The following is an 11,739-nucleotide window of genomic DNA, read 5'->3' on the forward strand; positions in this document are numbered from 1 at the left end:
CGTAATTTCCTCGCTATTTTTGTAAACGCAACAAATAGCATTATGACCCTGTCTCCGCGACACATTACATCCCTGGCCTGGACCATTGCCTTTGCCTTCTTCTCGTCCTGCCAGCAACATTTAGCTGTTACCAAAAATGAATACAAGCAATACGCGGTTGATAATCAGACAGCAGAGGATTCTTCCGTTGTAAAATATTATCTTCCTTATAAGGCTAAAATGCAGGCGGAAATGAGCAAAGTCATCGGCCAGACAGCTCAAGCGCTTACCAAACCGTCTGATCCGGAAACCCTCATGGGCAACTATTTTGCCGATGCGATGCTTACCGAGGGATTAAAAAAAGATCCGACCATTCAATTCACACTATCTACCAAGGGCGGATTAAGGACCACTTTTCCGGAAGGCGATATTACGGTTTCGAATGTATTTGAACTGATGCCGTTTGAAAATGAAATGGTTACCCTGAAATTGTCCGGAGAAAATGTGCAGCAAGTCATTGACTTTATTGTAAAAAAGGAAGGCGAGCCGATTTCCGGAATGCGGATGAAGATCAGGAATGGCGTGGCTTACGACGTGACTATTGGCGGGGAGCCTTTTGATAAAACCAAAACCTATAACCTGCTCACCTACGATTATCTGGCAGACGGCGGCGATGAACTGGAATGTTTGCGTCACCCGATTGAAAGAAAGGAAATCAACAAGAAAGTGCGTGAAGCACTTTTGGATAACATCAATGACCTGACCCGTCAGGGGAAGAAAATAACCGCTCAGCTCGATGGAAGAATTGTCATTATCAAAGAATAGCCGCAGGGATTTCCTGAAAAAAAGTGCAGGCACAGCGGCTCTATTTGCGCTGGGAAATCCGTTTGAATCTTTCGCCCGCGATGCTGCGGTGCGACTTACTATTTTGCATACCAACGATGTACATAGCCGCATAGAACCATTTCCAATGGACGGCTCGCGGAACCAGGGGCTAGGAGGTGTTGCACGCCGGGCTGCTTTGGTGAAAAAGATCCGGCAGGAGCAGGGAAATGTCCTTTTACTCGATGCTGGCGACATTTTTCAGGGCACACCTTATTTTAATTTGTATGGAGGCGAGCTTGAATTGCAGATCATGAGCGATATGGGTTATGATGCCGCCACTATGGGAAACCATGATTTCGATAATGGCATTGCTGGCTTTGTAAAACAACTTCCGCATGCCAAATTCCCTATCCTGGTCAGCAATTATAATTTTGACAATACAGAGCTCCAAGGCAAAACGCAGCCTTACAAAATATTTGAGAAACAAGGTTTGAAAATCGGGGTTTTCGGGTTAGGGATTGAGTTAAATGGTTTGGTAAATAAGAAAAACTACGGCGATACCCAATATCTGGATCCAATCAGCAAAGCCAATGAAACGGCGTCATTGCTGAAAAACGACAAGGATTGCGACCTGGTCATATGCCTTTCGCACCTGGGTTATAAATACAAGGACAACAAAGTTTCCGACAAGATCCTGGCCAAGTCCACCCGGAACATTGACCTCATCATTGGCGGACACACGCACACATTCATGAAACTTCCCGAAGATGTAATGAACCTGGACGGCAAGGTTACGACCATTAATCAGGTCGGCTTTGCGGGCATTAACCTCGGGCGCCTGGACTATTATTTTGACAGGGAATCGAAAAGTAAGAAAATGGTTTCGGCCGTTTATCCGGTGCATGGGCATGGACTTGTATGAGCAGCCGCACATCTATTGCATATGAAGTCGGGTCAGGATCACCACCAGTGAGATGATCAGTCCTTTTATCTTACGAATAATTTGATTCCGTTGGTAGACTTCAAAACAATCTGCGGATGCATACCGACCGGGTGGGATGGATCAGCCTCAAAATCAAATCGTTTGAGCAAGGAAGCAAGGATGAGCTGCATTTCCATCATGGCAAACTGCTGCCCGATACAGATCCTCGGCCCGGCTCCGAAAGGTAGGTAATTGAATTTCGGCCTGTCCTTCACATTGTCGGCGTTAAAGTTGTCTGGGTCGAATGTCAACGGATCTTTCCAGAGGTTCGGATTCCGGTGGAGCTCGAAGACCGACAGGAAAACGGAAGTGCCGGATTTCACATCAAAACCTTCAATTTCCTGATCCACCGTTGCTTCACGCGTCATGGTCCAGGCGGGCGGGTAAAGTCGCAAGCCTTCCTCCACAACCTGCCTGGTATAAGGCATTTGCATGAGCTGGTTAAAAGTGGGCACATTATCAAAAATGACACTTTCGAGCCTGATCTTCGCCACAATTTCAGGTTGCTTTGCTAATTCGAGCAACAGCCAGCTTAACCCCGTTGCGGACGTTTCATGGCCGGCCGCAAACATGGTGATTGCCTCGTCCCGTATCTGCTGATCATTCATCTGCTCGCCGGTTTCTTCGTCAATGCTGTCCAATAAAAGTTGGAGCAGGTCATTCGGCCTTTCGCCCGAAATGCGCCGTTGGTGTATGAATTCAAAAACCAGTTTATTGAAATAAGACAGATCGGTTTCAAAGCGGCGGTTTTCACCATTAATAGCCATAATGGGCACGCGGTATGGCTTGCGGACCCTGGTTACGAGGTATTTTTGTGTCCGGTTGACCTGCTGGTAAATCCGCGCTTTGTCCTCCGTGGTCATATTTCCAAAAAGCGTTTTGAGCGCGATATCGGACGTTATGCCCATCATTTTGGCATCAATGTCTACGGCATCTTTCCCGCGAACAGCTTCCATTTCATCCAGAAAAGAAGCCGTAAGAGTGCCCATAGCAAGGAACAACTCCTGCAATCTTTCGCGATGGAATGCAGGTTGAACAAGCCTTCTTTGCCTTAACCAAAAATCGCCATCACTCGTAACCAGCCCGTTTCCCAGCACCGGACGTAACATTTTTGAAGAACTTCCCTTTTTGAAATTACGGTTATGCTGCTGCAAAACGTGCCTGAAAAAGCCCGGGTCACGGGTCACGACAAATTCGCGGAACAGCTTCATCTTAAATGTATCGCCACAGGCGTCGAATCCCTGGTGGAGGAAATGCAAAGGGTTTTTGGCAAATTTGAAAGGGGCCATAATGCCCAGCCTTCCAAGCTTGTAAACGGGAATGTTACGCATGGCTGGAATCAAAAGAGAATTTATGCAAATAAGTCATTAAGGCATAAAAAAACCATCCTTATTGAGGATGGTTTCGTAACATTCGCTTGAAACAGCTGGTCGTGCTTACTTTTTGCCCGCGAAAGAGCGCAGCATCCAGGTGTTTTTTTCTTTGAACTGCATAAAACGATTCACCATATCATTGGTCCCGTCGTCGCCCGCTTCATCGCTGGCAATCAGTAAGTAGCGCTCCAATTCGATCAGCTTTGCCATATCGTCCAGCAATGCTTCAACCATATCCAGGTCAGACATGCCGATGGTGTCGATCTCCTGGATCGAAGATTCTTTAATGTAATCGGCAAAACGGCTGTGTGGCGGCTTGCCTAATGTGAGCACGCGCTCGGCGATCTCGTCGATGGTCAGCTGTGCGTTGGTATAAAGTTCTTCGAATTTTACGTGAAGGGTGAAGAAGTTCTGGCCTTTGATATTCCAGTGGCACCCTCTCAATTTCTGATAGTGAATGTGGTAATTGGCCAGGTAATCGTTCAGAAGGTCTACCACAGGTTTTACTTCTTTCTCATTCAGGCTTATCGCTTCGGCATTCATGATTTTTTTGGATTAATGTTGATTCTGATTTATAACAAAACCATACCAACATCATTTAGTTTCATATATATACGTAAAAGAAGGTTTATGTTTAAAAAATGGGGAAGGGTGGCCAATTTCGGTGTTTTTTTCACTTGCAGGCACGATAGTTGAAAGTTGCTCGTTCAATACGCGTCAGACGGGCATCTCCGTTTTATAGTCCACAATTTAATTACAAATATGATTACGAAAAATTTCAAATTGCTCAGCGTTCTGGCCCTGGTTTTCACATTGTCAGGAAGTATTTCAAGCGTTCAGGCACAGGGAAAGGAAGAGGACAAGATCAGGGCGGCAGTTACCGTGCTGGATGATTTCAGCAGCATGGAGGAAAGCATTCCGGCGCAATTGCTGGACATTTCAAAAGGGATCATTATCGTCCCGAAACTGATCAATGCCGGCCTGATGGTGGGCGGTAAGCATGGGAAGGGCGTTGCAATGGTAAAAAATGCAAAAGGCGAATGGAGTGACCCGGTATTTGTCACCATCACAGGCGGCAGTGTAGGCGCGCAGATCGGCGTTCAGGCTGTTGACCTTGTCCTGATTTTCAAGAACAGCAAAACATTAACGGAGATCGGCAAGGGAAGCTTTACATTAGGCGGCGACCTTTCTGTTGCTGCCGGTCCGATGGGAAGAAGTTCTTCGGCGAGTACGGATTACAAGCTGGAAGCAGAAGTTTATTCTTATTCGAGAAGCAAGGGATTGTTCGCAGGTGTGACGATCAATGGCGCAGCACTGTCTGTGGATGCCAAGGCAAACAATACTTTTTACGGAAATACGGACAGCGCCAACACGATTTTCACGTCATCCAGAATCTCTTCAAAACCGGTTGCGGACCTGAAAGACAAGCTTGACGATTTAAACTAAAATTGATTTGCTATGCCATCTTCTGTTGTCGCAAAAATGATATACGACGGAGATACCGAAACGTTGCGGATTGTGTATGTTTCGGGGATGGTGTATGATTATAAAAATGTTCCTTTGGAAGTGTACCAGGCTATGAAGAACTCAGGATCCAAAGGGACATTTTTAAATAATCATATCAAAAACAATTATGAATTTGAAAAGGTAAATGACTGATAATTAACGTATACACTCAGTGTGCCAATGTCACGGGATCTCGCAATTCTTCTCATTGCAAAACTTCACTTCTCCCGTTTTTTCATTTCTGCACTTCACTTTACCGGTTATTTTCACCGTCGCACCTTTCTGTATCGACTCGTGGTTGATGATCACCCAAATGTCCTTACTGCCCTTGATTTTGACACGTGTGCCATCAAAAAATTTTTGTACCGCCATCGTTTACTTTATGTTCAAGGGGCAAATATAATGCATCAAATGTTCCCTTTTTTCATTTCGCTCACCGCGTGGTCTACCGCCCTTGCCGTTAATGCCATATAAGTCAGTGAAGGATTTTGAGTGGATGTGGACGTCATACACGCTCCGTCGGTGACGATCACATTAGGGCATGCGTGCATCTGGTTCCATTTATTAAGCATGGAAGTTTTAGGATCATTACCCATCCTTACGCCACCCATTTCGTGGTTTTCACTGCCTGGATTTCGATTTGTATCGGAAGTCTTAATATTTGAAAAACCAGATTTTTCAAGCATTTCGCTGAGCTCGTTGTAAAAATCTTTGACCATTTTCATGTCATTATCATCGAATTCGACATGCATTCTAAGCTGTGGAATGCCCCAATCGTCCTTCAAAGATTTATGGAGACTTACAAAATTCGTCTCCTTAGGCAGCGTTTCTCCCATCATTTGCGCACCCAGGCTCCATCCGCTGTCGTCCGGCTTGAAGAGGCTTTCTTTTAATGATTCACCCAGCTCACTGGATTTTGCGCCCATTTTGGAAGCAGAAAAAGAGGTGGCGTAACCGCGGAGGAAATCCGTTTCCTGTTTGAAAACATTCCGGAAACGCGGGATATAAGCACCATTAGGTCGACGTCCGTCCACTGTTCGGTCGTGGTAACCGTCAAATTCTGCGCTCACGCGGCCTCTGTAATTGTGGAAACCGATGAATTTTCCCAGCAGACCATTGTCATTGCCAAATCCATTTGGGAAACGATTGGAGATAGAATTAAGCAGGATCAGGTTCGAGTTGATCGCTGATGCATTTACGAAAATGATTTTGGCATAATACTCCGTCATTTCTTTGGTCAATGCATCCACTACACGCACGCCTGTCGCCCGCTTCTTCTTTTCATCATAGATAATGGAATGCACAACGGAATGTGGTTGCAATGTAAAGTTTCCCGTCTTTTCAGCCCATGGCAAGGTGGAAGAATTCGAACTGAAATACCCGCCGAACGGACATCCGCGCTGGCACATGGTCCTGTGCTGACATTTGGCACGGCCCTGCTCGGTGTGAATGGGCTGCGGATCGCTGATATGCGCCACGCGACCGATAATGATGGGACGCGTATTGTTGTAATTTTTGGCTGTCTGATCGCTGAAATGTTTTTCCACACAAGACATTTCATGGGGTTTAAGAAATTCACCGTCAGGCAATTGGGGTAAATTATCTTTGTTGCCGGAAATCCCTGCAAACTTCTCAACGTAACTATACCAGGGTGCAATGTCCGCATAGCGGATCGGCCAGTCAACACCGAAACCGTCCCTTGCCGGTCCTTCAAAATCGAAGTCAGACCAGCGCTGCGTTTGCCTCGCCCACAAAAGTGACCTGCCGCCCACTTGATATCCGCGCATCCAGTCGAAGGGTTTGTCCTGCACGTAAGGATGTTCCGCGTCTTTCACCACGAAATGCATGGCGTCTTCCTTAAATATATAATGCTTGCTGGCCATCGGGTTTGCCTGCCTGATCGCGAGGGACGGCTGGCCGCGGTGCTCGAATTCCCAGGGCTGCATGTTGGCAGTAGGGTAGTCCACAATGTGTTTTACATCCTTCCCGCGATCGAGGATCAATGTCTTTAAGCCTTTCTCCGTAAGCTCCTTAGCAGCCCATCCGCCACTAATCCCCGTTCCCACCACAATGGCATCGAAGGTCCGTTGCTTAACCGAATCGATATTTAAATTTGACATATTCGTAAAATATCTGAATGCTTTTTATTTGGTCTTAGGCGAAGATTTGCGCCATAGATTTGGCAGTAATTTGTCATTCAACAGCATTCGCCAGGTTCCCCAGTCGTGCGCGCCGTTGCCGCCAATGTAATAGTCGTGCTGAATGCCTGCTTTTTCCAGAGCCTTATGCGTTGCTTCCGAGCGTTTTCCAACAAAATCCAACTCACCGCTTCCCAGGCCTACCAGCAAGTAATCCACCTTATCTTTTATTTTAGGATCACTGAAAAATGCCGGGTTCAACTTCTCCGGCTCCAAGTCACCAGCGCTCATAATGCCAAATGAACTGAACAAGTCCAATGCCTTGAAACCCACTGCCTGCGTGTGACGCCCACCCATGGATAAGCCCGAGATTGCACGTGATTTCCGGTCGGCTATGGTGCTGTATGCTTTGTCCACATACGGAACGATATGCTTCCTTAATTCTTCTTCAAAGAGCACATAAGTTTTTTCGAGGTGCTTTGGGTCGCTTCGGTGAAGGACCTGGTTGTTGGGCATGGCAATGATCATCGGCACAATTTTGCCTTCCGCCAGCAGGTTATCGGCGATGAAATTGGCACGGCCGTCAAACATCCAGCCGGATGCCAGCTCGCCGCTGCCGCCCATGAGATAGAGCACCGGATATTTCTTTCCGGAATCGTATCCCGGCGGCGTGTACACATACATTTCACGTTCTCCGTTCAGTACATCGGAATGGTAAATATGCCGCGTAATATTGCCATGAGGGACGTTTTTGGCATCGTAATAGGCGGGCTTGTTGTCGTGAACGATCACATTGCTGTAACCGGGCTGGTTGGAAGTTCCTGTGAATGTATTGTTCGGATCAGCAACCGGAACGCCATCGATAAGTAACCTGTAAACATAAATATCAGGCTTAACCGGCCCGACTTTCAGTGTCCAGGTGCTGTCGCTGCCTTTTATGAACGGCACAGGGCCTTTTGCTTTCAGTGCAAGGAGAATAGGGCCGCCTGTCAGTTCAACCTTATGCGCATCAGGCGCTTTTACCCGGAATGTTATGGTGTGATCGTCTGCAACATCGGGCGAAATCACATTTCCACCGTACGGATTCAGTTGCTGGGTGTTCTTTTGGGGATTCCAGTCCAGGTTCACATTGGCCTGCTGTGCAAATGTGCCCGGAGCTGCAAGCAGAAGCAATATGGCGGCCCGGTAACAAGCACCGGGCCAGTATCTTAGGTAATCTTGTTTCATGCTGAAAGTGTTTCGCCTGCAACGTTGTGCTGCTATCCTGAATAAAGACGGCGATTCTGCAAGATTACCCGGTCAGTGCAATGAAATCAGATTTTTTTTAATGCATTGAAGATGTTCTGATGCGGCTGCTCACCTTCAAATGTCTGCACAAGCTTACCTGCTTTGTTATAGATAGCAATGTAAGGGAACGACTTGATCTGGTAATAGCGCTGAACCGTGTACGAATATCCCTCCGTGCCAACCTTAATGTTAGGATAGGTGCCCAACTTATGCTGCGCCACAAAAGGTTTCAGCATTTCCATCGACTGGAAAGTGACCATCACAACCTGCTTGTTGGCAAACACGCTGTAATTTTTAAGCATGTCTTTCGTAAAATCCTGGCAATGTTCGCAATCAGGTGAAAAGTAGATCAAAACCACCGGGCCCGCGGCAAGCTGCGATGCAGTATACTGCTGCCCGTTGGTTAATTTTATCTGAAAAGGCGCGATCTTCTTATCGGCCAGGACAGACTGTGAAAAAGCGAAACTGCTCGCAAAAACGAAGAGAATGACGGGAATTATTTTCCGGAACATAAAACTGAATTCTTTTTGAATGAAGAATCCGCAAGTTATTAATGTTTGCTGTTTTATCCCGCTACCTTTTCGCTAAGTTTTTTGCGAATATTTGTCAGCTGATGAATATGTCTTTTCGAATGACAAACCACAAAATTCAGCCATTCCCAGCGGGTGAATGTGCCAATTCCCGGGAACTCAAATGCACTGGCTGTAAGCCGGAGATCCTGTTCTGCAGCCACTTTCCTGATTTCATCCCGCTCTTTTGTAAATGCTTCGATCAGCTCCGCCTTGTTATGCGGTCCGTCCGAGGGAACATTAAAGTCCGGTGCTTTAAGCTTCGTTGAAAAGTCCAGAAAGATGTTTTCAATTTCCGGAATATTAGCATCGACCGGTCTGTTGGTATCGGTTATATCGCCCAATAATACACCAGGCAAGCCGCTTTCTGATTTTAGAATGTGCTCTACAACCTGCCCGGCCGTCCAGCTTCCTTCAAAAGGCACTTCATTAATTTCTTCCTCGTCGAATGATTCGATGGCGTCCCTGAATTTTTTAGTTGTCCTATCTAAATCATCCAGCAGGGCAGTTGCGCTTGTGCCAGTTTCTGACAATTCCTTGATAATGACCAGCGCATGGTCCCAAGCATCGGACATCATTTCAAAATAATCGGCGCCCATATCACATTGCATATCCATGCGTGTGAGGCCATTTTCTTCTTTGAGACGATAAATTTCCTGAAAGCCGTTCATGCCTTGTGCCTCTTCGGTCTCATAATTTTCCACGCCGTCGTTGAGAACGCCATTGTATTCGATAACCAGCTCTTCGGCAGGCTTATTAACCTTAATCAAGCCTATAATTCCATTTTTGGACGCATCCGCAAAAATGACTTTACTGCCAGTCTGCCAATCCGTTTGGGCCTGCGTTCCATCGCTGAATGCGTTGAACCAGATCTTGTTTTTATTATTTGAAATAATGGTTTCCCAAACGCTTTCCTTCGGCGCATTCACTTCAATCGACTTCTTGATGAGCATAGTTTCCATGGTTCCTGAGTTTATTTGTTGAATGATGTTGCTTTACAGACTATTTTTCAAGGATAGTTTTCAGGTTTTTCAAACTGGATTCCAGGTCTTTGCCAAGGATTCCATCGATAAAAAGGTTGGTAATGTTCATGGGATATTTACTTTTCCCGGTCATGCCCCAGCTAACTCGGGTTTGATCATCAGCAACCGGCGTGGTCGTCATCGTCGCCAGCCCGACTCCCTCGAATGGCCGTACAAAGCGGACTTCAATATTCACAAGCTCACCTTCCGCAAGCTTCATAATTTCCTGTTCACCGGCACCGACATTCTTATCCTTACTGTCCCACGCATATTTAAAGCCGACCGTCCCGTCGACGCCGGCGTAAGTCTTCTTCATACCCGGATCCGCCATCACCCACTTGCTGTAATTGTCCTGGTTTTTCAAGAATTTGATATAATCATAAACCCGGCCCTTCGGTCTGTTAATCGATATCTCCCGCCGCACCTCGTATTCATTTTTAACAAATAATGCCACCACCAGCAGCAGGACAACGAGGCCAACGATCACTGCAAGAATTGTTAGGATAATCTTCATCGGGTAATAGGTTAAAGTTCAGGTCAGCAATAAGATGTAACAAACCTACAAGTCTTTTCCCAATCCCCCGGGGGGTGAATATGTCAAATGCAGGGGCCGAACGCGACAAAGATTATGACTCGTAATTGTTGGAAATTACAAGGCACCGTTTAATATCCAGTATATCTACAATTTCATTTTGCTAATGAAGGAATCCGATTGAATGGCTTCCTCAAACCCGATACCCGTAGCTATCCACGATCGTCCTGAACACACTATCCCGCTCGTGTTCGCTCGTGTAGATCCATCTGTCGAGGGTGGTGGACATGTAGCTGTCTTTTACGGTGATTTGTTTTTGGAATACGATGTGGAACTCGGCGCCGCTGCGGTCTAGCTTGAAGGTGTCAACATTATCGAGGTTGATCGCTTTTTTTTGTTTTTCGTCGTAAATAATAGTCGGCATGAAGATTGGATTGAATGGTTAAGTTATCACCATAAGTTGCTTTCATCCTTAGACTACTGACGGGAAGCCGCATACCTATTGAATGCGACAGCGTATTTTGTTATTTTTGAAAATATGAAGCATATATCAGTTCTTGTTCCACAGGGCGATGCTGCGCTCGGGACCATTGAGGGGCCTTTCAAGTTTTTTAATTTCGTAAACGACTTCCTGGCTGCTATGGGCCGCGAGCCGGCTTTTGATGTTCAGCTGGTGGGCATGACCGCTGATCCTCAAAAGTATAGCGGCGTTTTTACAGTGGTTCCGGATGTGACGATTCATGATCTGAAAAAAACTGATCTGGTCATCATTCCTGCTGTTAATGGTGATCGTGAAAGTGTGATCGAGATGAATAAGGCCTTTTTTCCGTGGATCATTGAGCAGCATGAGAACGGTGCGGAAGTGGCCAGCCTTTGTGTAGGCGCGTTTCTGCTCGCGGCCACCGGCATGTTGAACGGTAAAAGCTGCACAACACACTGGATGTCAGCTTCGGATTTCAAAAATATGTTTCCCGAGGTGAACCTGATGGACAACCGCATTATCACCGACGAAAACGGCGTGTATACCAGCGGCGGCGCAAATACGTTCTGGAATCTGCTCGTTTATCTCGTCGAAAAATACGTGGACCGGCAGATGGCGATTTACACGACCAAATTTTTCATGATCGAAATTGACCGCAATACGCAGTCGCCTTTCATTATGTTCACGGGCCAGAAAGAGCACGAAGATGTCGAAGTCAGAAAGGCGCAGGAATTTATAGAAAGGAGTTTTCAGGATAAAATTACAGTGGATCAGCTTTCCGAAATGTTCGCAATCGGCCGCCGGAGTTTTGAACGCAGATTCAAGAAAGCCACTTCCAATTCGATTGTGGAATACATTCAGCGTGTGAAGATCGAGGCGGCCAAGAAAAGCTTTGAAGTGAGCCGAAAAAATGTGACCGAACTGATGTACGAAGTGGGTTATACCGACACCAAAGCCTTCCGCAGTACATTCAGGAAAATCACTGGCCTATCCCCGGTTGAATACAGAAACAAATACAACAAAAGCCAGATCAGCGCCTGATCGC

General features: G+C 46.4%; 14 protein-coding genes. 5 read left to right on the forward strand and 9 right to left on the reverse strand.

Annotation, left to right across the window (positions count from 1 at the left end; genetic code table 11):
- Positions 1 to 42 precede the first annotated feature (42 nt).
- Together LZG74_RS20355 and LZG74_RS20360 are read left to right on the forward strand one after the other, a co-directional pair.
- Entirely contained in the window at positions 43 to 804 is a 762-nt protein-coding gene (locus LZG74_RS20355; RefSeq protein ID WP_233798340.1) for a 5'-nucleotidase C-terminal domain-containing protein, read from the forward strand.
- Complete coding sequence (locus tag LZG74_RS20360) at positions 776 to 1,726, forward strand: metallophosphoesterase (RefSeq protein WP_233798341.1); 951 nt, start codon at positions 776 to 778, stop codon at positions 1,724 to 1,726. Before LZG74_RS20355 ends, LZG74_RS20360 begins: the two co-directional genes overlap by 29 nt.
- Positions 1,727 to 1,791: 65 nt before the next feature.
- Here the strand turns inward: LZG74_RS20360 and LZG74_RS20365 are convergent, their stop codons facing one another.
- Both LZG74_RS20365 and LZG74_RS20370 read right to left on the reverse strand, forming a co-directional pair.
- A complete protein-coding gene (locus LZG74_RS20365) occupies positions 1,792 to 3,117 on the reverse strand; it encodes a cytochrome P450 (protein ID WP_233798342.1) in 1,326 nt (441 codons plus the stop codon).
- Positions 3,118 to 3,222: 105 nt separating this feature from the next.
- Positions 3,223 to 3,702 carry a Dps family protein gene (locus LZG74_RS20370; protein ID WP_026632087.1) on the reverse strand — a complete coding sequence of 160 codons (480 nt, stop codon included), beginning with the start codon at positions 3,700 to 3,702 and terminating at the stop codon, positions 3,223 to 3,225.
- A gap of 219 nt (positions 3,703 to 3,921) precedes the next feature.
- Here LZG74_RS20370 and LZG74_RS20375 point away from each other — a divergent pair, with 219 nt between their 5' ends.
- Positions 3,922 to 4,605 carry a lipid-binding SYLF domain-containing protein gene (locus tag LZG74_RS20375; protein WP_233798343.1) on the forward strand — a complete coding sequence of 228 codons (684 nt, stop codon included), beginning with the start codon at positions 3,922 to 3,924 and terminating at the stop codon, positions 4,603 to 4,605.
- A gap of 12 nt (positions 4,606 to 4,617) precedes the next feature.
- Complete coding sequence (locus LZG74_RS20380) at positions 4,618 to 4,818, forward strand: KTSC domain-containing protein (protein WP_233798344.1); 201 nt, start codon at positions 4,618 to 4,620, stop codon at positions 4,816 to 4,818.
- A gap of 30 nt (positions 4,819 to 4,848) precedes the next feature.
- Here the strand turns inward: LZG74_RS20380 and LZG74_RS20385 are convergent, their stop codons facing one another.
- The 7 genes from LZG74_RS20385 to LZG74_RS20415 all read right to left on the reverse strand — a co-directional run bounded on the left by LZG74_RS20385 (position 4,849) and on the right by LZG74_RS20415 (position 10,637).
- Positions 4,849 to 5,037 (reverse strand): hypothetical protein, encoded by a 189-nt coding sequence (locus LZG74_RS20385; protein ID WP_026632084.1) that lies wholly within the window; start codon positions 5,035 to 5,037, stop codon positions 4,849 to 4,851.
- A gap of 35 nt (positions 5,038 to 5,072) precedes the next feature.
- Positions 5,073 to 6,785, reverse strand: coding sequence for a GMC oxidoreductase (locus LZG74_RS20390; RefSeq protein WP_233798345.1), 1,713 nt, complete (start codon positions 6,783 to 6,785; stop codon positions 5,073 to 5,075).
- A gap of 24 nt (positions 6,786 to 6,809) precedes the next feature.
- Positions 6,810 to 8,030: an esterase gene (locus LZG74_RS20395; RefSeq protein ID WP_233798346.1), complete on the reverse strand. Its 1,221-nt coding sequence runs from the start codon at positions 8,028 to 8,030 to the stop codon at positions 6,810 to 6,812.
- 86 nt (positions 8,031 to 8,116) lie between these two features.
- Entirely contained in the window at positions 8,117 to 8,602 is a 486-nt protein-coding gene (locus LZG74_RS20400; protein ID WP_233798347.1) for a redoxin domain-containing protein, read from the reverse strand.
- A gap of 53 nt (positions 8,603 to 8,655) precedes the next feature.
- Positions 8,656 to 9,621, reverse strand: coding sequence for a DinB family protein (locus LZG74_RS20405; RefSeq protein ID WP_233798348.1), 966 nt, complete (start codon positions 9,619 to 9,621; stop codon positions 8,656 to 8,658).
- 40 nt (positions 9,622 to 9,661) lie between these two features.
- A complete protein-coding gene (locus LZG74_RS20410) occupies positions 9,662 to 10,195 on the reverse strand; it encodes an SRPBCC family protein (protein WP_233798349.1) in 534 nt (177 codons plus the stop codon).
- Between the two features lie 211 nt (positions 10,196 to 10,406).
- On the reverse strand, positions 10,407 to 10,637 hold the full coding sequence (locus LZG74_RS20415) for a hypothetical protein (protein ID WP_233798350.1): 231 nt from the start codon (positions 10,635 to 10,637) through the stop codon (positions 10,407 to 10,409).
- A 114-nt stretch (positions 10,638 to 10,751) separates the two neighbouring features.
- On the opposite strand from LZG74_RS20415, the gene LZG74_RS20420 reads away from it, so the two are divergent.
- The gene (locus tag LZG74_RS20420; RefSeq protein ID WP_233798351.1) at positions 10,752 to 11,735 is read left to right on the forward strand and encodes a GlxA family transcriptional regulator; all 984 of its coding nucleotides are present in this window, start codon (positions 10,752 to 10,754) and stop codon (positions 11,733 to 11,735) included.
- The last annotated feature ends 4 nt before the right edge of the window (positions 11,736 to 11,739 follow it).

Origin of the sequence: Dyadobacter sp. CY327 (assembly GCF_021390415.1) — a bacterium.
GTDB lineage: Bacteria > Bacteroidota > Bacteroidia > Cytophagales > Spirosomataceae > Dyadobacter > Dyadobacter chenhuakuii.